At 68.5% G+C, this 18883-nt stretch carries 16 protein-coding genes; 10 read left to right on the forward strand and 6 right to left on the reverse strand.

The window, feature by feature from the left end:
* Nucleotides 1–25 precede the first annotated feature (25 nt).
* Nucleotides 26–1534 carry an aldehyde dehydrogenase family protein gene (locus JHD82_RS03875; protein WP_199135481.1) on the forward strand — a complete coding sequence of 503 codons (1509 nt, stop codon included), beginning with the start codon at nucleotides 26–28 and terminating at the stop codon, nucleotides 1532–1534.
* A 43-nt stretch (nucleotides 1535–1577) separates the two neighbouring features.
* Here the strand turns inward: JHD82_RS03875 and dld are convergent, their stop codons facing one another.
* The 5 genes from dld to JHD82_RS03900 all read right to left on the reverse strand — a co-directional run bounded on the left by dld (nucleotide 1578) and on the right by JHD82_RS03900 (nucleotide 8608).
* The gene (gene dld / locus JHD82_RS03880; RefSeq protein WP_099752772.1) at nucleotides 1578–3338 is read right to left on the reverse strand and encodes a D-lactate dehydrogenase; all 1761 of its coding nucleotides are present in this window, start codon (nucleotides 3336–3338) and stop codon (nucleotides 1578–1580) included.
* The gene (lldD, locus tag JHD82_RS03885) at nucleotides 3335–4474 is read right to left on the reverse strand and encodes an FMN-dependent L-lactate dehydrogenase LldD (protein ID WP_012205184.1); all 1140 of its coding nucleotides are present in this window, start codon (nucleotides 4472–4474) and stop codon (nucleotides 3335–3337) included. The genes dld and lldD overlap by 4 nt, the downstream gene beginning before the upstream one ends.
* A gap of 10 nt (nucleotides 4475–4484) precedes the next feature.
* Nucleotides 4485–5291, reverse strand: a complete 807-nt coding sequence (lldR, locus tag JHD82_RS03890; protein WP_012205183.1) for a transcriptional regulator LldR — start codon at nucleotides 5289–5291, stop codon at nucleotides 4485–4487.
* A 185-nt stretch (nucleotides 5292–5476) separates the two neighbouring features.
* Nucleotides 5477–7159 (reverse strand): L-lactate permease, encoded by a 1683-nt coding sequence (lldP, locus tag JHD82_RS03895; RefSeq protein ID WP_012205182.1) that lies wholly within the window; start codon nucleotides 7157–7159, stop codon nucleotides 5477–5479.
* Nucleotides 7160–7585: 426 nt separating this feature from the next.
* Entirely contained in the window at nucleotides 7586–8608 is a 1023-nt protein-coding gene (locus tag JHD82_RS03900) for a LysR family transcriptional regulator (RefSeq protein WP_199135482.1), read from the reverse strand.
* Between the two features lie 123 nt (nucleotides 8609–8731).
* On the opposite strand from JHD82_RS03900, the gene JHD82_RS03905 reads away from it, so the two are divergent.
* The 7 genes from JHD82_RS03905 to JHD82_RS03935 all read left to right on the forward strand — a co-directional run bounded on the left by JHD82_RS03905 (nucleotide 8732) and on the right by JHD82_RS03935 (nucleotide 16118).
* Nucleotides 8732–9670, forward strand: coding sequence for a dihydrodipicolinate synthase family protein (locus tag JHD82_RS03905; RefSeq protein WP_063326346.1), 939 nt, complete (start codon nucleotides 8732–8734; stop codon nucleotides 9668–9670).
* 121 nt (nucleotides 9671–9791) lie between these two features.
* Nucleotides 9792–10769: a tripartite tricarboxylate transporter substrate binding protein gene (locus tag JHD82_RS03910; protein WP_012205179.1), complete on the forward strand. Its 978-nt coding sequence runs from the start codon at nucleotides 9792–9794 to the stop codon at nucleotides 10767–10769.
* Nucleotides 10759–11466 (forward strand): SDR family NAD(P)-dependent oxidoreductase, encoded by a 708-nt coding sequence (locus JHD82_RS03915; protein WP_100566083.1) that lies wholly within the window; start codon nucleotides 10759–10761, stop codon nucleotides 11464–11466. The genes JHD82_RS03910 and JHD82_RS03915 overlap by 11 nt, the downstream gene beginning before the upstream one ends.
* A 36-nt stretch (nucleotides 11467–11502) precedes the next feature.
* On the forward strand, nucleotides 11503–12669 hold the full coding sequence (locus tag JHD82_RS03920) for a mandelate racemase/muconate lactonizing enzyme family protein (RefSeq protein WP_199135483.1): 1167 nt from the start codon (nucleotides 11503–11505) through the stop codon (nucleotides 12667–12669).
* 164 nt (nucleotides 12670–12833) lie between these two features.
* Nucleotides 12834–13718, forward strand: a complete 885-nt coding sequence (locus JHD82_RS03925; protein WP_043820849.1) for a putative selenate ABC transporter substrate-binding protein — start codon at nucleotides 12834–12836, stop codon at nucleotides 13716–13718.
* A gap of 19 nt (nucleotides 13719–13737) precedes the next feature.
* Nucleotides 13738–14562, forward strand: a complete 825-nt coding sequence (locus JHD82_RS03930) for a phosphonate ABC transporter ATP-binding protein (RefSeq protein ID WP_199135484.1) — start codon at nucleotides 13738–13740, stop codon at nucleotides 14560–14562.
* On the forward strand, nucleotides 14553–16118 hold the full coding sequence (locus JHD82_RS03935; protein WP_199135485.1) for an ABC transporter permease: 1566 nt from the start codon (nucleotides 14553–14555) through the stop codon (nucleotides 16116–16118). Before JHD82_RS03930 ends, JHD82_RS03935 begins: the two co-directional genes overlap by 10 nt.
* On the opposite strand, the gene JHD82_RS03940 is transcribed toward JHD82_RS03935, so the two are convergent.
* Nucleotides 16115–17047, reverse strand: coding sequence for a LysR family transcriptional regulator (locus tag JHD82_RS03940; protein ID WP_199135499.1), 933 nt, complete (start codon nucleotides 17045–17047; stop codon nucleotides 16115–16117). The two genes, JHD82_RS03935 and JHD82_RS03940, sit on opposite strands and share 4 nt — an antisense overlap.
* Nucleotides 17048–17192: 145 nt before the next feature.
* Between JHD82_RS03940 and JHD82_RS03945 the strand changes: the two genes are divergently transcribed.
* On the forward strand, nucleotides 17193–18131 hold the full coding sequence (locus JHD82_RS03945) for a DMT family transporter (protein ID WP_199135486.1): 939 nt from the start codon (nucleotides 17193–17195) through the stop codon (nucleotides 18129–18131).
* A 96-nt stretch (nucleotides 18132–18227) separates the two neighbouring features.
* Nucleotides 18228–18695, forward strand: coding sequence for a hypothetical protein (locus JHD82_RS03950; RefSeq protein WP_199135487.1), 468 nt, complete (start codon nucleotides 18228–18230; stop codon nucleotides 18693–18695).
* The last annotated feature ends 188 nt before the right edge of the window (nucleotides 18696–18883 follow it).

Raw genomic sequence — 18883 nt, forward strand, 5'->3', positions numbered from 1 at the left:
CTGTCCATCCACCAAGGAGCACACCATGAACCTCAGCGACATCCAGCACCAGATCACCGAACGCGCCAGCGCCTTCCTCAACCGGGGCACGCATGACCTCTTCATAGACGGCCAATGGGTGGCGGCCCGGACCGGCCAGCGCCTGTCCACCGTCAACCCGGCCACCGAGGCCGTGATCGCCGAAGTCGCCAGCGCCGGCCCGGCCGACGTGGACCTGGCCGTACGCGCCGCGCACCGCGCGCTGCACCTGGGCCCCTGGGGCCGCATGCGCCCCGTGGAGCGCGAGCGCCTGATGCTGCGCCTGGCCGACCTCATGGAGACCCATGCCCAGGCCCTGGCCGAGGTCGAATCGCTGGACAACGGCAAATCCGCCGCCATTGCGCGCGCCGTGGACATCGCCATGGCCATCGACTCCATCCGCTACATGGCCGGCTGGGCCACCAAGATCGAGGGCATGACGCACGAACACTCCGTGCCCTTTGCGCCCGAGGCCCAGATGTTCACCTACACCCGGCGCGAGCCCGTGGGCGTGGTCGCCGCCGTCGTGCCCTGGAACTTCCCCCTGCTCATGGCCACCTGGAAGCTGGCGCCCGCGCTGGCCGCCGGCTGCACCCTGGTGCTCAAGCCCGCAGAGCAGACGCCGCTGACCGCGCTGATGCTGGCCGAGCTGATCCAGGAAGCGGGCTTTCCGCCCGGCGTGTTCAACGTGGTCACGGGCGACGGCCCCGGCACGGGCGCGCCCCTGGTCTCGCACCCGCTGGTCAACAAGGTCAGCTTCACGGGCTCGACCGAGGTGGGCAAGCTCATCGGCCATGCCTGCATGGACAACATGACGCGCATCACGCTGGAGCTGGGCGGCAAGTCCCCCGTCATCGTGCTGGACGACTGCGATCCCGCCACGGCGGCGGCGGGTGCGGCCAATGCCATCTTCTTCAACCACGGCCAGGTCTGCTGCGCGGGCTCGCGCCTGTACGTGCACAAGAGCATGTTCGACCGCGTGGTGGCCGCCGTGGCCGACCAGGCCGCCCGGCTCACCCTGGGCCATGGCCTGGACCCCAGCGCGCAGATGGGCCCGCTGGTCTCGCAGGAGCAGATGGAGCGCGTCTGCAGCTACATCGACATAGGCCGCAGCCAGGGCGCCGAGGTGGTGACGGGCGGCGCCCGCGCAGGCCAGCGCGGCTACTTCGTGCAGCCCACGGTGATGACCGGCGTGCAGCACGACCACCGCGTGGCACGCGAGGAAATCTTCGGCCCCGTGCTCGTGGCCATGCCCTATGACGACCTCGACGAAGTCGCCGCCTGGGCCAACGACACGCCCTACGGCCTGGGCGCCAGCATCTGGTCCAACAACCTGTCCAAGGTCCACCGGCTGATCCCCAAGATCCAGTCCGGCACGGTCTGGGTCAACTGCCACAGCACGCTGGACCCGGGCATGCCCTTCGGCGGCTACAAGCAGTCCGGCATGGGCCGCGACATGGGCCGCACCGCGCTGGATGCCTACCTGGAGACCAAGTCCGTGTTCATCAATCTGTGAGTCGGACACGGCGGGCCGCTCCCTGGCCCGCCTGCACCTGGCTTCAGGAGGCCTCCGAATACCCCTTGGGCCATCCCCCCGGCCGGTCGCAACACTCCTCCCAGCCCAGCTTGCGCGAGGTGTGGCCTATGCCGGGGTTGAAGGTGTTGGTGGGGTCCAGCTCACGGTAGAAGCCCGCCAGGGCGGGCTTGGCCACGTAGAGGTGGCCCACGTTGTGCTCAGCCGGGTACTCGGCGCGGCGCGCGTCCAGCAGTTCCCACATGCGGTGCTCCATGGCCAGCGGGTCCACGCCCTTCTTGACGATGTAGTCCTGGTGGAAGACATGGCAGAAGAAGTGGCCGTAGTAGAGCTTGTGGACCATGTCGCGCTCGACCTCGGCGGGCAGTTGCTCCACCCATTCGCGGTCGTTGCGGCGCAGGGCCACGTCCAGCGCCACGATGTCCTCCACCTGGGCGCGGTGCACCTCGCGGTAGCGGATGGCCGCGCCCGCGATGGCGAAGCGGTGCAGGAAGGCCTTGCGCCCCTCGTCGGCATCGCACTCGAACCAGCCGCCCGTGGTGCTGCCGCTGAAGTGCCGCGTGAGGAATTCACGCGTGGCCTCGGCCGTGTCGTTGGACACGCGCACCAGCAGGTGGTGCTCGTAGCGGTCGCGCCACTGGCGCATGCGCGCGGGCAGGTGGCTGGGCAGCAGGTTGGTCAGCGCCTGGATCACGCGGTCGGTGACGCCGCGCAGCCCGAAGCGCTCGAAGAAGCCGTCCACGCGGCTCTTGAGAGCGAAGGCGGCCGGCACCCTGGCCGTGCCGAAGCGGTCGATCAGCAGGAAGGTGTCCTTGCCGTATTTCTCGCCGATGTCGTAGGCCGTGCGGTGGATGTACTCACCCGCGATCGGCAGGCGCGGCAGCGCGGTCAGCAGCTCGCGGCGCACGGCCGTGAGGTCGTCGGGCGCATTGCTGCCTATGTAGAAGACGGTACTGGGCTCCTTGGGGAAGGTGTCCAGCCGCACGGCGAACAGGCACAGCTTGCCGGCCGAGCCCGAGGCCTCGAACAGGCGCGAGGGGTCGGCGTTGAAGCGCGCGGGCGTGTCCTCGTCCACGGCGCGCACGGCCTCGGCATAGCGCGGGTCGGAGGCTGCGCGCTGCGCATCGTGGGCGATGTCGGACTCGGTGTAGTCGCCGTTTTGCAGCCGCGTGAGGATTTCCTCGGGCGTGCGGCCCAGGGCGATGCCCAGGTGGTTGACGAGCTCCAACGAGCCGTCGTCGCAGACGCGCGCGTAGAGCGCCAGCTCGGTGTAAGCCGGGCCGCGCCGCACCAGGGCGCCGCCCGAGTTGTTGCAGATGCCGCCCAGCACCGAGGCGCCGATGCACGACGAGCCGATCACCGAATGCGGCTCGCGCCCCAGCGGCGCCAGCGCCTGCTCCAGCCGGTCCAGCGTGGCACCGGGCAGGCAGACCACCTGGGCCCCGCCGCCAATGACCTGCACGCCGGTGATGCGCAAGGTGTTGATGAGCACGATCTCGCGGTCGTAGTCCGCGCCGTCGGGCGTGGAGCCGCCCGTCAGGCCCGTGTTGGCGGCCTGCATGATGACGATGCGCCCGGCCGCCACGGCGGCCTGCACCACCTTCCACTGCTCCAGCAGCGTCGCGGGCCGCACCACGGCCAGCACCGGGCCCTCGCCCGTGCGGTGGCCCTTGCGGAAGCGGCGCGTGGCCTGGTCGTCGGTGAGCACATGGGCGGCGCCCACGGCTTCGCGCAACTGCAGCAGCAGGGCCTCGCGGGAGACGACCGGAGTCTGCAGCGCGCTCATGGCTGGCGCACCAGCAAGTCGCCGGTGATGTCGGATACCTTGCTCACGCTGGTCAGCGTCATGGCCACGCGCATTTCCTTTTCCAATAGTTCCAGCAGGTGCTTGACGCCCGCCTCGCCGGAGGTGGCCAGGGCGTAGATGAAGGCACGGCCGATCATGGCGCAGTCGGCGCCCAGGGCGATGGCGCGCACCACGTCCAGGCCGTTGCGGATGCCGGAGTCGGCCAGGATCTTGATCTGGCCCTTGACCGCATCGGCGATGGCCGGCAGCGCGCGGGCCGAGGACAGCACGCCGTCGAGCTGGCGGCCGCCATGGTTGGAGACGATGATGCCGTCGGCGCCAAAGCGCACGGCGTCCTTGGCGTCCTCGGGGTCCAGGATGCCCTTGATGACCATGGGGCCCTTCCAGAAGGCACGTATCCATTCGAGATCCTTCCAGGAGATGGAGGGATCGAAATTGGCGCCCAGCCAGCCGATGTAGTCGGCCAGGCCCGTGGGGCTGCCCCGGTAGGCCGAGATGTTGCCCAGGTCATGCGGGCGGCCCAGCAGGCCCACGTCCATGGACCAGGCCGGGTGCGTGACCGACTGCCAGTAGCGGCGCATGGCGGCATTCGGGCCGCTCATGCCCGAATGCGCATCGCGGTAGCGCGCGCCGGGCACAGGCATGTCCACGGTGAAGACCAGGGTGGAGCAGCCGGCCGCCTGGGCACGCTCCAGCGCGTTCTGCATGAAGCCCCGGTCCTTGAGCACGTAGAGCTGGAACCACATGGGGCGCTTGATCTTGGGCGCCACCTCTTCGATGGGGCAGACCGATACCGTGGACATGGTGAACGGAATGCCATGGGCGTCGGCCGCGCGCGCGGCCTGCACCTCGCCGCGGCGGCGGTACATGCCCGTCAGGCCCACGGGCGACAGCGCCACGGGAATGGACAGCTTCTCGCCGAACAGCTCGATGCTGGTGTCCAGCCGGCTCATGTCCTTGAGCACGCGCTGGCGCAGCGCCACGGCGGCCAGGTCTTCCACGTTGCGGCGCAGCGTCTGCTCGGCATAGGCGCCGCCGTCGATGTAGTGGAACAGGAAGGGCGGCAGGCGCTTTTGCGCCGCTGCGCGGTAGTCGGAGGTGGAGGAGATGATCATGATGGTGGTCTCATGTCTTTCGTATCAGGTCTGAAGTGGGCAGCAGCGCGGGCGCGGCGTCCAGAGGCAGCCGCATGGAGCGCTCGCGCCGCGCGCGGTCCTCGTCCAGGCGCTGGATGGTGGTGCGCACATGCTCCAGGTGCTCGCCGATGCATTCGCGGGCGCGCTGCGGGTCGCCGTCCAGGATGGCCTGCATGAGGCTCTGGTGCTGCACGGTCAGCTCCTGCAGGGTCTGGGGCGCGCTCAGACGGAACATATCGTGGCGGTTGCGCTCCACCGTGGACAGCACCACGGTGAACAGGCTGTGCATGACCTGCACCAGCACCAGGTTGTGCGAGGCCTCGGCAATGGCCAGGTGGAACTGCGCGTCGGCACGCGCCGCCAGCTCGGCGTGGCCGCTTTGCTGGTGCTGGATCATCACCTCGAAGCAGCGCTGGATATGGTCCTTGTCGCGCTCCGTGGCGCGCTGGGCGGCCAGCCAGGCCGTGCTGGTCTCCAGCGCATGGCGGGTTTCCAGCACGTCGTAGCGGTAGTGGGAGTCGGACTCCATCAGGCCGGCCAGCGGCCGCATGGCGTCCTTGAGCCAGTCCGCAGGCTCGGCAGCCGGCGCCGGCTCCTGCAGGTAGGTGCCATCGCCGCGCCGCGCCACCAGCACGCCCTGGCTGGTGAGTTTCTGTATGGCCTCGCGCACCGAGGTGCGCGAGACACCCAGCTCGGCCGCCAGTTGCCGCTCCGCGGGCAGCCGCTGTCCGGGCTGCACTCCGCTGGCCTGCACCAGGGCAAGCAATTTCTCGACAACTTGATCGGCAACGCGCATGGGGATTCTCAGAATTGGTTTTCAGTGATTCACGGCGCTATGCGCCAGCCTCATCGCATGAAACCCGCACTGCCCAAGCCAGGGACACCGAGCAAGGGCCGCCCCGCCGCGAGGGTGTCGTCCCCCTCCCCCGCGAAGCGGGTAGAGAGGGGGAAGGCGCGCAGCGACTCAGGGGGTGTTTCATGTCAATACCCCGGGATCATCCACGTAAACACGTAGGCTTGCAGCGTCGTGATCACCCCGATGATCACGGCGAACATCAGGCTGTGCTTGACCGTGAAGCGGAACAGGTCCGACTCCCGGCCTGCCAGGCCCACGGCCGCGCAGGCAATGGCGATGGACTGGGGCGAGATCATCTTGCCCGTCACGCCGCCCGTGGTGTTGGCCGCCACCGTGAGCACCTGGGGCAGGCCCAGCTGCTGCGCCGTCGTGGCCTGCAGCGCGGCGAACAGCGCGTTGGCCGAGGTGTCCGATCCCGTGAGGAACACGCCAATCCAGCCCAGGAAGGGCGAGAAGAACGTGAACGCCTGGCCCGTGTGCGCCAGCGCCAGGGCCAGCGTGGCCGACAGGCCCGAGTAGTTGGCCACGAAGGCGAAGGCCAGCACCATGCCGATGGAGTAGATCGGCACGGCCAGTTCCCTGAAGGTCTCGCCCAGCGTGGCCACGGCCTTGGCCGGCGACAGGCGCGTGAAGGTGATGGTGATCAGCGCCGCTATCAGGATGGCCGTGCCGGTGGCCAGCAGCCAGTTGAAGGTGTAGACCGCGCCGTAGGGCGCAGCGGCGGCCACGACGGGGGGCGTCTTCTCCACCAGGTTGTGCAGGAAGGGCACGGGGATGTTGATGACGGTGGAGGCCAGCGGGCCGCCTGCGGCGAACAGCGCCTTGAAGGGCTTGATGCTCCAGACCGTCACCATGGCCGTGAGGATGATGAAGGGCGACCAGGCCTTGATGACGGCGCCTGCTGTCAGCGGTGCGCCGGAGGTGATGGCCGGTGCTGCAACTGCCGCAGCCTTGCCGCCCTCGCCTTCCGTGTCGAAACGGAAGATGCGCTTGGGTTGCCAGACCTTGAGGAACAGCGTCAGCGCCACCAGCGAGACGATGGCCGAGGTGATGTCCGGCAGCTCGGGGCCGATGAAGTTGGCCGTGAGGAACTGCACCACGGCGAAGGAGCCGCCGCCCACCAGCACGGCAGGCCAGGTTTCCTTGACGCCGCGCCAGCCGTCCATGATGGCCATCAGCCAGAACAGCACGAGCACGGTCATGAAGGGCAGCTGGCGGCCGGCCATCTGGCCGATGGCGAATGCATCCACGCCCGAGACCTGCCCCGCCACGATGATGGGAATGCCCATGGCGCCAAAGGCCACGGGCGCCGTGTTGGCGATCAGGCACAGGCCCGCTGCATACAGCGGCTTGAAGCCCAGGCCCACCAGCAGCGCGGCCGTGATGGCCACGGGCGCGCCGAAGCCGGCCGCGCCCTCCAGGAAGGCGCCGAAGCAAAAGCCCACCAGGATGAGCTGCAGCCGCTGGTCTGGCGTGACCGACAGGATGGACGAGCGGATCACGTCGAACTGCCCCGTCTTGACCGAAATCTTGTAGAGGAACACGGCCGCCACGATGATCCAGGCAATGGGCCACAGGCCGTAGAAGAAGCCGTACACGGCCGAGGCCAGTGCCGCGCTCACGGGCATCTTGTAGAACAGCAGCGCCACGCCCAGCGCCAGCGCCACGGTGACGGTGCCGGCCTGGTAGCCCTTGAGACGGAACCTGGTCAGCGCCAGGAAGAAAAAGATGATGGGAATCAGCGCGATCAGCGCCGAGATCCAAATGTTCCCGGCGGGATCGTAGTTCTGCTGCCAGATGGTTTGCATGACCGTGTCTCTAGATGATAGGGAGGGCGCGGTAAGCGCCCTTGTCGGCCACTCCCTCTCGTTGCAGCGTTGGCATGCGGTGCGATCCGCACTGGATGTCTGCTGGCTGGCCGCAACGGTGACCGGGAGTGTTCCCCGCGCTGGCGCCTTGTGGGCCATTAGCGAATTGGTCCAACCAATTAAGACCAAATTCAGACCATTGCGCGAAGTGGTGCGATTCTCAGAGCTTTCAAGCCCACAGATGAACAGGGTAAACACCTAAAACAGTGCAGATACTGCACCACAATGTTTATTGGTCAGACCAATTTACGGATTTGTTTTGGTGCAGCGCGCAGCAAGACGCACCGCCAGGGCAGGCCCTGGCGGTGCGCAAAGCGGATGGAAATCTGAAGAAAAGCAGGGTGAGGCGAGCGCGGGCGCGGGCGATCAGCGCCGCGCGGGTTCGGCGCTCATGCGCGGCTGGCTGCAGGCCACGGTCCACAGCGCCTCGGCCGCATCGGCCATGTCGGCGCGCTGGCGGTACAGGCGGATCTCCACGGGCACGGACCAGGCATGGCCGCCCGCCAGCACCAGCGCGCCGCTGCGCAGCTCGTCCACGATGAGGCTGCGCGGCAGCCAGGCCACGCCGCGTCCCTCCAGCGCCATGGCCTTGAGCAGGGCCGCATGGTGGGCGGTGAACACGGTCTGCGCGCCCTGGGGCAGCTCGGGCCGGCCATCGCCCTCGCCCGCCGTGCCGGCGCCGCCTGCGCCAAACAGCCCGCGCAGGCGCGAACGCATGATGCGCCCCAGGCCCGAGGCCTCGCTGTAGGCCAGCACGGCCAGCGGCAGGGGCTGGCCGCCTCCCGCTGCGGACCCGGCGTCTATGGCATGCAGCGCCCGGCCCGGCGCGTCCGGCCAGGGCGCGGACACGGGCAGCAGCATGTCTTCGGACAGCTGCAGCATGGGGTAGCCGGCCTCGTCCAGCCGGCCCGGCACCTCGGCATGGCCGTGGCACAGCACGAACTGCACGCGCCGCTGCAGCGCCTGGTCCTCGCAGGCGTGAAAGCTGTCCGAGATGGTCTGTATCGGCCCCAGCCGCAACTGCGACTCCAGCGTGCCCAGCCAGCGCGGGAAAAAGGTCAGCGACAGCACATGGGTGGCCGCAAAGCGCAGGCTGGCGGCGGCCTGGTCGTGCGCGGCGCGGGCCTTGATGCGCGCCGCCTCCAGCTTGGCCAGCACATCCTCCAGCAAGGGCTGGAAGCGCTGGCCTGCGGCGGTGAGCGCGGCCGGATGCGCGCTGCGGTCGAACAGCTCGGCGCCCACCCATTCCTCCAGCGCGCGGATGTGCCGGCTGAAGGCGGGCTGGGCGATGGAGCGGGCTTCTGCCGCGCGCGAGAAGTTGCCGCTTTCGGCCAGGGCCAGAAAGTCTTCCAGCCACTCCATGTCAAGGGGGCGATTGCCAGGTCCCATGGTCTCCAGTCGTTGTGGTTCTCGGATGGATAGATGTATGCGATTCGAGTATTGGACCGTGCGGGCGCGGCGGGAAATGATCCATCCGTCGTTCACACCCATCCCAAAACGGAGACAAGCCTCATGCCTTCCATCTCGAATTATCGCGGCATCATTCCCGCCATTTCCTGCCCCTTCACGCCCGACCACCGCATCGACGAGCCCGCGCTGCGCAAGCTGGCATCGTGGCTGGCAGGCCATGAGGGCGTGGTCGCCGTGATGACCAACGGCCATACGGGCGAGGTGTTCGCGCTGACGCCGGCCGAGCGCGCCGAGGTCACGCGCATCGTGGCCGACGAGCTGCGGGGCCGGCTGCCCGTGATCTCCTCCATCGTCTGCGAAGGCCTGGCCGATGCGGCCGAGCATGCGCGTGCCGCCCAGGCCGCAGGCGCGGTGGCGCTGGATGTGATGCCGCCCCACCACTGGCTGCGCTTCGGCTTCACGCCCGGCCATGCGCTGCAGTACTTCGAGGCCATCCACCGCGCCGCGCCGGACCTGGACCTGGTCTGCCACGTCTACCCGGCCTGGACGCGCGCCTCCTACTCCTCGCAGCTGCTGGCCGAGCTGGCGCGCCTGCCCTACGTGCAGGCCTTCAAGGTGGGCCAGCGCGACATGAACAAGTACGCCCGCGACATCCAGGCCATCCGCGAGGCCAATCCCGCCAAGGCCATCCTGACCTGCCATGACGAGTACCTGCTGGCCTCCATGGTCCAGGGCGTGGACGGCGCCCTGGTCGGCTTCGCCACCTTCATCCCCCAGCTCATCATCGACCTGTGGAATGCCGTCAAGGCCGGCGACCTGAAGAAAGCCATAGCGGTGCAGGCCGTGATCACGCCGCTCAAGGACGCCGTCTACGGCGGCGGCGAGCCCACGGGCGAGGCCCACGCCCGCATGAAGGGCGGCATGTACCTGGCCGGCGTGATCGACGACGCCACCGTGCGCCCGCCCACCGAGGCGCCCAACGCCCAGGAGCTGCAGGCCCTGCGCGCTGCCGTGGCGCAGGCCGGGCTGCTCAAGCGCTGAACGCAGGCTGCAGGCCAAACACAGACACAGGCTCTTGCCGCGCAACCAGCCTGGCCCGGCCCGGCCCAAGCTGCGCGGCCCCTTCGGACAACAACAAAAGCACGACAGGAGACAAGACACCATGCAACGCCATCATTTCCTCCGCGCGGCCCTGGGCGCTGCCGCAGGCGCCGCCCTGCTGGCGCTGGCCGGCCCGGCCGGTGCCCAGGCCTGGCCTGCCAAGCCCGTGCGCGTGGTCATTCCCTTCCCGCCCGGCGGCACGCTGGACGCCGTGGGCCGGCAACTGGCGCAGAAGCTGGGCGAGCAGACGGGCCAGCAATTCATCATCGACAACCGGCCCGGCGGCAACGGCGTGATCGGCGGCGACATCGTGGCCAAGGCCCCGGCGGACGGCTACACGCTGCTGTTCAACGCCTCCACCTTCACCACGGCGCCCATGACCATGAAGACCGTGCCCTACCAGGTCAACCGGGACTTCGCCCCCGTGGCCCTGGTGGCCAAGGCGCCGCTGTCGGTGGCCATCAACAAGAACCTGCCCATCACCGACATCAAGTCGCTGATGGCCTATGCCAAGTCCCATCCGGGCAAGATGACCTTTGCCGTGGGCTCCATCGGCTCGGCAGGCCACCTGTCCACCGAACTGCTCAAGCGTGCGGGCCAGCTGGACTACCTCATCGTCCCCTACAAGGGCACGGCCCCCGCCTTCCAGGACCTGATCGGCGGCCAGATCGACGGCTTCATCGACCCCATCCTGGGCTCCCTGCAGTACCACAAGGGCGGCATGCTGCGCGTGGTGGCGGTCACCTCGGCCCAACGCGCGCCCAGCCTGCCCGATGTGCCCACGGTGGGCGAGACCATTGCCGGCTACGAGTTCTACAGCTGGTACGGCCTGTGGGCGCCGGCCAAGGTGCCGGCCGACATCATCAAAAGGCTCAACACCGAGGTCAACAAGGCGCTGGCGGGCGATCTCAAGGACAAGCTGCGCGAGCAGGGCCTGCTGCTGTCGCCGGGCAGCGTGGAGGACTTCGCCAGGTTCCAGGCCAGCGACATGGAGCGCGCCCAGAAGATCGTGACCGAGGGGAACATCCGTGTCGAATGAACTGCGCCACGCCGTGGTCACCGGCAGCAGCAGCGGCATAGGCCGCGCCATTGCCCAGTCGCTGCTGGATGCAGGCTGGCGCGTGACCGGCCTGGACCTGGCGCCCGCCAGCCTGGCGCATGAAGCCTTCCACCCGCTGCGCGTGGACCTGTGCGACGGCCTTGCCATTGCCCAGGCGGCCCAGGCCAACCGGGACCGGCCCGCCCCCGATGCCCTGGTCCATGCCGCAGGCGTGCTGCGCGTGGGGCCGCTGGGCCTGCTGGACCACGCGGGCGGCGAGCTCATGTGGCGCCTGCATGTGGATGCCGCCACGCGGCTGGCCGACGCCATCGTGCCCGGCATGGCCGCGCGCGGCGGCGGGCGCGTGGTCTTCATCGGCAGCCGCGTGGCCCAGGGCATGCCCGGGCGCGGGCAGTACGCGGCCACCAAGGCCGCGCTGATTGCGCTGGCACGCAGCTGGGCCGCCGAAGTCGCTGGCCAGGGCGTGACGGTGAACGTGGTCTCCCCGGCTGCCACGGCCACCGCCATGCTGGGCGACCCCGCCCGGGCCGGCAGCGCGCCGCGCCTGCCGCCGCTGGGCAGGCTGATAGAGCCGGCCGAGATCGCCGCCCTGGTCGGCTACCTGCTGTCGCCGCAAGCCGCCGCCATCACGGGGCAGGACATCGCCATCTGCGGCGGCTCGTCGCTGCCGCGCTGAGCCCACCCCGACACCCATCCTTCATCCGCAAGCACCATGAAAATCGTCAACATCCTCGAATCCACCCGTCCCATCAAATCGGACATCCGCAACGCCTACATCGATTTCTCGAAGATGACGCTCAGCCTGGTGGCCGTGGTCACGGACGTGATCCGCGACGGCCGCCCCGTCATCGGCTACGGCTTCAACTCCAACGGCCGCTACGGCCAGGGCGCGCTGATGCGCGAGCGCTTCATCCCGCGCGTGCTGGAAGCAGAGCCTGGCAGCCTGCTGGATGACAGCGGCGACAACCTGGACCCGCACAGGATCTGGGCGCGCATGATGATCAATGAAAAACCCGGCGGCCACGGCGAGCGATCGGTGGCCGTGGGCACCATCGACATGGCCGTCTGGGACGCCACGGCAAAAATAGCGGGCAAGCCCCTGTACCAGCTGCTGGCCGAGCGCTACGGCAGCGGCACGCCCAACCCGCGCGTCTTCGTCTATGCCGCTGGCGGCTACTACTACCCCGGCAAGGGCCTGGACGGCCTGCGCCGCGAGATGGAAAGCTACCTGGAGCGCGGCTACTCGGTGGTGAAGATGAAGATCGGCGGCGCCTCGCTGGCCGAGGACTGCGAGCGCATCGAGTCCGTGCTCAAAATTCTGGGCCCGGGCCAGCAGCTGGCCGTGGATGCCAACGGCCGCTTCGACCTGGCCACCGCGCTCGACTATGGCCGCGCCCTTGGCCAGTACCCGCTGTTCTGGTACGAGGAAGCCGGCGACCCGCTGGACTACGAACTGCAGGCCCGCCTGGGCGAGGTCTACCAGGGCCCCATGGCCACGGGCGAGAACCTGTTTTCCATGCAGGACGCGCGCAACCTGATCCGCCACGGCGGCATGCGCCCGGACCGCGACTGGCTGCAGTTCGACTGCGCACTCAGCTACGGCCTGGTCGAGTACCTGCGCACGCTGGACATGCTCAAGGCCCATGGCTGGTCGCCCAGCCGCTGCATTCCGCACGGCGGCCACCAGATGTCGCTGGCCATTGCCGCCGGCCTGGGCCTGGGCGGCAACGAAAGCTACCCCGACCTGTTCCAGCCCTATGGAGGCTTCCCCGACGGCGTGAAGGTGGACAACGGCCACGTCACCCTGCCGCCGCTGCCGGGCATAGGCTTCGAGGGCAAGGCCGACCTGATCGCCGAGATGCGCGCGCTGGCGGCCTGAGGCGCCCCCCATATCTGACGCTCCCCAACGGAAAAGCCCGCTCCCTACAATGCAGCCTCAGCGGTCGGTGTACCGCCCTTGTACCTTCGGCGCCCGGTCATCCCGGGCGCCCATTAAACCGCCGTGTATCCGGACGGCGGTGGCTGATTGAACGGAGCCCATCCATGAACCACATTCCTGCGCGCCGCTCGGCGCTGCGCCAGGCGGCTGCCTGCGTGCTGGCCGCCTCCACCCTGTCCAGCCTGCCCGCGCTGGCCGCCGAACCCGCCGTGCTGCGCGTCTCGGCCATCCCGGATGAAGCTCCCACCGAGCTGCAGCGCAAGTTCGAGCCGCTGGGCAAGTACCTCTCGGCCCAGACCGGCATGAAAGTGGTGTTCACGCCCGTGACCGACTACGCCGCCGTGGTCGAGTCGCTGGCCACGCGCAAGCTGGACCTGGCATGGCTGGGCGGCTTCACCTTCGTGCAGGCCAAGATCCGCACCAACGGCACGGCCATCCCCATCGTGCAGCGCGAGGAAGACGCCAAGTTCACCTCCAAGTTCATCACGGCCAACCCCGCCATCAAGACCCTGGCCGACCTCAAGGGCAAGAGCTTCGCCTTTGGCGCGCCCTCGTCCACCTCGGGCAGCCTGATGCCGCGCTTTTTCCTGCAGCAGGACGGCATCAACCCCGAGAAGGACTTCAAGACCGTGGCCTTCTCCGGCGCGCATGACGCCACCGTGGCCTTCGTGGCCGCAGGCAAGGCCGAGGCCGGCGTGCTCAACGCATCGGTCTGGGACAAGCTGGTGGAGAGCAAGAAGGTCGATACCAGCAAGGTGCGCGTGTTCGCCACCACACCGCCCTACTTCGACTACAACTGGACCGTGCGCGGCGATCTGGACCCGGCCCTGGTCAAGAAGCTGACCGACGCCTTCCTGGCGCTGGACCCGGCCAAGCCCGAGCACAAGGCCATCCTGGAGCTGCAGCGCGCCGCGCGCTTCGTGCCCACCCAGGCCTCGAACTACGAAGGCATCGAGGCTGCCGCCAAGTCGGCCGGCCTGCTCAAGTAAGCCGCAGCAGGCGCAATCCATGAGCTTTGAACTGGAAGGCGTGGGCCTGACCCACGCCGGCGGCGGCATTGCGCTGCGCGGCGTGACGCTGGCCGCACGCCAGGGCGAGGCCATTGCGCTGATCGGCCCCTCGGGCGCGGGCAAGACCACGCTGCTGTCCGTCATCGGCACGGCGCTGGCGCCCAGCCAGGGCCGGCGCAGCGTGCTGGGCGACGAGGTGCCTGCGTCCAGCGCGGGGGCTCCCCGGCTGCTGCGCGCGCGCATCGGCACGGTGCACCAGGCGCCGCCCATACCGCCGCGCCAGCGCGTGGTCACGGCGGTGCTGGCCGGGCGCCTGGGCCGGTGGCCGGCCTGGAAGGCGCTGGCTTCGCTGCTGTACCCACAGGACACCGCTGGCGCGCGCGAGGCCCTGGCCCGCGTGCAGCTGGCAGACAAGCTGTTCGCGCGCTGTGACCAGCTCTCCGGCGGGCAGCTGCAGCGCGTGGGCATCGCCCGCGTGCTCTACCAACAGGCCGAGCTCATCCTGGCCGACGAGCCCGTGGCCGCGCTGGACCCGGCCCTGGCCCTGTCCACCGTGCAACTGCTGGTGCACGAAGCGGCCGCGCGCGGCGCCACCCTGGTGGCCAGCCTGCATGCCGTGGACCTGGCGCTGGCCTGCTTTGCGCGCATCGTGGGCATCCGCGATGGCGCCATCGCCTTCGACCTGCCGGCGGCTGAAGTCACGCAGGAACACCTGCGTGCGCTGTATGGGTCCGAGCATCCTGGCGATGATCCCTCCGGCCCTGCGTGGACACCCGCGCCCGCCGCCTTTGCCGCACCGCTGTCCGCATCCGCATGCCGTTGAGTTCCGATCTGCACGCGCTGCGTGACCCCGCTGCGCCCCGCCGCCTCGGCGCCCTGGTACTGGCAGCCGTCGTTCTGTGGCCGTTGTTCCAGGGCGCAGGCTTCAGCCTGGGCGCGCTGTTCGATCCCGGCAACCTGCAGGTCATAGGCCGCTTTCTGGCCACGTTTCTTCCGCCCGAGACCGGGCGCGACTTCCTCGGCTACCTGGGCCGCGCCACGCTGGAGACCCTGGCCATTGCCACGGCCGGCATGGCCCTGGCCTTTGTGCTGGCCGCGCCGCTGGCCTACCTGGTCACGGGCGCCGCGCGCGAGCGGCGGGCGCTCAAGCCCGTCACGCGCGGCCTGCTCACCATCCTGCGCGGCGTGCCCGAGCTGGTCTGGGCCCTGGTCTTCGTGCGCGTCTTCGGCCTGGGGCCGGCCGCTGGCGTGCTGGCCCTGGGCCTGACCTATGGCGGCATGCTGGCCAAGGTCTATGCGGAAATCCTGGAATCGGCCGACCCCGCGCCCGCACGTGCCCTGGCGCAGGCGGGCGCGCGCCGGCCGCTGGCCATGCTCTACGGCCTGCTGCCCCAGGCAGCGCGCGAGCTGACCTCGTACACCGTCTACCGCTGGGAGTGCGCCATACGCGCCTCGGTGGTCATGGGCTTTGTGGGCGCGGGCGGCCTGGGCCAGCTCATGGACCAGGCCATGAAGATGCTCAACGGCGGCGAGGCCTCCACCATCTTGCTGACCTTCATGCTGCTGGTCTGGGGCGCCGACCTGCTCTCGCGCGGCCTGCGCCGCGCGCTGGACACGCCACCCGCCGCACGCGCCAGCGCCTGGGGCTGGCGCAGCGCCCTCACCTGCGCCGCCCTGGCGCTGGGCGTCGCCGCCAGCTTTGCCATGCTGGAGATGGACCTGCCCTCGCTGTTCACCGGCGCGGCGGGCCGGTCCATGCTGGAATTCGTCATCAGCTTCTTCCCGCCCGACACCAGCGCCGAATGGCTGCGCAAGGTGGCCGTGGGCGTGTGGGAGACGCTGGCCATCTCCGTGGTCGGCACCTTGCTGGCGGCCGTGCTGGGCCTGCTGCTGGCGTTGCCGCGCTGGCGCGCTCCCTGGAGCCTGGTGCTCAACGTGCTGCGCTCCGTGCCCGAGCTGGTCTGGGCCACCATCACCGCCCTGGCCGTGGGCCTGGGCCCGTTCGCAGGCGCGCTGGCGCTGGCGCTGCACACGGCCGGCGTGCTGGGGCGCCTGTATGCCGAGGCCCTGCAGAACCAGCCCGCCGCCCCCACCCAAGCGCTGCGCCTGTCCGGCAGCGGCCGCGCCATGGCCTTCCTCTACGCGACGCTGCCCGGCGCCGCGCCGCAGTTGCTGGCCTACACGTTGTACCGCTGGGAGATGAACATCCGCATGGCCGCCATCCTGGGCTTCGTGGGCGCGGGCGGGCTGGGGCAGCTGCTGTACTTCGAGCTGTCGCTGTTCCACTACGCCCAGGCCAGCACCGTCATCATCGCCATGCTGGCGCTGTCCGTGGCCGTGGACTGGGCCAGCGCGGCGCTGCGCAGGCGCATGGGCTAGGCGGTGGAGGCCGTGGCGCCCTCACCCTCCACCTCGACCAGGTAGTCGATCAGCGCCCGCAGCTTCAGCGGCACATGGCGCGTGGGCGCATAGACCGCATGCACCACGCGCGGCGCGTACTTGCCGCACAGCGCCCAGCCCGGCAGCACGGGCGCCAGCTGCCCGGCCTGCAGCGCCGCCTGCGCGGCAAAGTCGGCCACCACGCCGATGCCCGGCCCCTGCTGCAGCGCGTGGATGATGCCCAGGCTGCTGGCAATGGTGATGGGCGTATTCACCAGCAGCCGCATGGCGGGCGCGGTCGCAGGGTGGAGCGGGCGCAACTCCACCTCGTTCTGGAACTGCCCGTAGCCCAGGCTGATGAAGGGATGCGCCAGCAGTTGCCCGGGCTCCGTGATCTGCGCATGCCGCGCCAGATAGCCGGGCGTGGCCACCAGCACATAGCGGATGGTCTTGAGCGGCCGCGCCACCAGCCCCGGCGCGATCTGGCCCGGCACGCTGATGCGCAGGCCCAGGTCCAGCCCTTCGGCCACCAGGTCCACCATGCGGTCCGTCATGTCCACCTGCACCTGCACCTCGGGCCAGCGCGCGCAAAAGCCCGGCAGCAGCGGCGACAGCCAGATATCACCCAGCACGGCCGGCGCGCTGATCTTCAGCAGCCCGCGCGGCTGCTGGCGCAGCTGACCGGCCAGCGCCTGCACGGCCTGGGCATCCGCCACCAGCCGCAGGCAGGCCTGGTGGATCTCGGCTCCCGCCTCGGTCAGCGACAGCGAGCGCGTGGTGCGCTGCAGCAGCCGCAGCCCGAAATGCGCCTCCAGCCGCCCCACGCTGCGGCTCACTGCCGAAGTCGTCAGCCCCAATTGCCGGGCCGCGCCCGCAAAGCTCTGGTGCTCCACCACGCGGGCGAAGACCAGCATTTCATCCAGGGGCATGGCGGTATCGGGCAAGGCGCTACTCCGGTCTTTGTTGCATGGCAGGCAATATTAATTTGAATGACTGGCGGATTGTTGATTGATTGCAGGGTCCGCAAGATACGGCCATGCGCTCCATACCGAAGCGCGCCCAGGAATCGACACCATGTCCCACAACCCCAGCCTCACCTCTGCAACCTCACCCACACGGCCCCGAACCAGCCAGGGCGGCACCTGGCGCATGCTGCTGGCCATGGCGCTGTCGGGCACCATCGGCCTGCTCGTCGTGGAAAGCGCGCTGCCGCCGCTGCTGGTCGTATTCGCCCGCTGCGTGCTGGGCGCACTGGGCCTGGGCCTGTGGCTGGCCTGGCGGCGCGAATGGGTCGCCCCTCAAGGCCGTGAATGGCTGTGGCTGGCAGGGGGCGGCATCGCCCTGGTGTTGAACTGGGTCGCCCTGTTCAGCGCCTACCACTACAGCTCCATCGCCGTGGCCACCGTGGTCTATCACGTGCAGCCCTTCATGCTGCTGGCTCTGTCGGCGCTGCAGGGCGAGCCCGTCGAACGCCGCAAGCTGCCCTGGCTGCTGCTGGCCCTGCTGGGGGTGGCACTGAGCAGCGGCCTGGTCGGGCTGGATGGCATGGATGCATCGCATGCTGGAACAGGCGCCTGGATAGGCGTGGCCCTGGCCCTGCTGGCCGCCGCACTCTACGCAGGCACCACGGTCGCCACGCGCCGCCTAGGCCACATGCCCTCGGCCCAGATCGCCATGCTGCAGATGCTGGCGGGCGGACTGGTGCTGAGCCTGTGGGCCCTGCCCCTGCTCACCCATATCGCCGCAGCCAGCCCTCAGTTGCTGTCAGCGCGGGCCGCCTCCATGGTGCTGACCCTGGGACTGGTCCATACGGCCTTCATGTACACGGTGATGTATGCCGCATTCCAGCGGCTGCCGGCGCCCGCCATTGCGGCACTGTCCTTCGTCTACCCCGCCATGGCCTTGCTGGTGGACCTGGTCTGGTTTGGCGCCGTGCCGTCAGCCGCACAGTGGGTCGGGATGGGCTGCATTGTGGTGGCGGTGCTGGGGCACCGGCTCACGGGCCAGTCGTGAATTGCCGGTCCAAGCCACTTCTCACTGACTTCACAGAGGGCAAATACGATGGCAACTCCTTTCAGCCATTTCCCACTGTGAATCCACCACTCCATCATGGAAAAAATGATTCCGCAACGGATGAATTCCGTCAGGCCAGACGCCCATGAGTTGCAGACTCAATCATTTATCTGCATTACGCCCAGAATGCTTGCCGCATGCTTGGCTGCGCCATTTTTCCCCGCGGTGATATTGGCAGTTCTTGCCACAGCAAGAATCAGCGGGGACAGCTGGATCGGCTTGCTGATCTTCCCGATTTGGGCCTGCAGCTACACAGGCTTCGTCATTCTGGGTCTGCCTGGCATATTCATGCTGAATAAACACAACCGTTTGACACTATTGAATCTTTCGATCTATGGAGCCATCGCAGGCTCCATTGCATATCTTGGCATTTCTCTGATTTTTTCCATGAATGGTCCGTTTTCTACGGATCTTGAATATATTTTCCTGAATTCTCTTGGCACTCTTTTTGGGTTGGGGATTGCGCTTATCTTCGGAATGATCATCGAAATCAAAACCCATTAGACAGGTGTACAAGGCCGTGAGGGACTTCATGGCCGATGCAAAGCCATGAACACATGCGCTCACCATTCATCAAGACTTCATAAATCTCCTTAATTGTTTCAAGATATTTCCAATCAGGCATGAATTGTACATTTTGAATCATTCATATCCCTCTGCCACGTATGCTCTCCCGGCTTTCCGCCATTCGC

This window comes from Delftia sp. ASV31 (assembly GCF_016428765.1).
GTDB lineage: Bacteria > Pseudomonadota > Gammaproteobacteria > Burkholderiales > Burkholderiaceae_C > Comamonas > Comamonas acidovorans.

Coding starts and splice junctions, on each gene's coding strand:
- lldD (WP_012205184.1), bottom strand. CDS start 4,474: ATGATCATCTCCTCCACCTCCGACTACCGCGCAGCGGCGCAAAAGCGC.
- lldP (WP_012205182.1), bottom strand. CDS start 7,159: ATGCAAACCATCTGGCAGCAGAACTACGATCCCGCCGGGAACATTTGG.
- JHD82_RS03920 (WP_199135483.1), top strand. CDS start 11,503: ATGAAAATCGTCAACATCCTCGAATCCACCCGTCCCATCAAATCGGAC.
- JHD82_RS03950 (WP_199135487.1), top strand. CDS start 18,228: ATGGAAAAAATGATTCCGCAACGGATGAATTCCGTCAGGCCAGACGCC.
- JHD82_RS03905 (WP_063326346.1), top strand. CDS start 8,732: ATGCCTTCCATCTCGAATTATCGCGGCATCATTCCCGCCATTTCCTGC.
- lldR (WP_012205183.1), bottom strand. CDS start 5,291: ATGCGCGTTGCCGATCAAGTTGTCGAGAAATTGCTTGCCCTGGTGCAG.
- JHD82_RS03930 (WP_199135484.1), top strand. CDS start 13,738: ATGAGCTTTGAACTGGAAGGCGTGGGCCTGACCCACGCCGGCGGCGGC.
- JHD82_RS03925 (WP_043820849.1), top strand. CDS start 12,834: ATGAACCACATTCCTGCGCGCCGCTCGGCGCTGCGCCAGGCGGCTGCC.
- dld (WP_099752772.1), bottom strand. CDS start 3,338: ATGAGCGCGCTGCAGACTCCGGTCGTCTCCCGCGAGGCCCTGCTGCTG.
- JHD82_RS03900 (WP_199135482.1), bottom strand. CDS start 8,608: ATGGGACCTGGCAATCGCCCCCTTGACATGGAGTGGCTGGAAGACTTT.
- JHD82_RS03935 (WP_199135485.1), top strand. CDS start 14,553: ATGCCGTTGAGTTCCGATCTGCACGCGCTGCGTGACCCCGCTGCGCCC.
- JHD82_RS03945 (WP_199135486.1), top strand. CDS start 17,193: ATGTCCCACAACCCCAGCCTCACCTCTGCAACCTCACCCACACGGCCC.
- JHD82_RS03940 (WP_199135499.1), bottom strand. CDS start 17,047: ATGCCCCTGGATGAAATGCTGGTCTTCGCCCGCGTGGTGGAGCACCAG.
- JHD82_RS03875 (WP_199135481.1), top strand. CDS start 26: ATGAACCTCAGCGACATCCAGCACCAGATCACCGAACGCGCCAGCGCC.
- JHD82_RS03910 (WP_012205179.1), top strand. CDS start 9,792: ATGCAACGCCATCATTTCCTCCGCGCGGCCCTGGGCGCTGCCGCAGGC.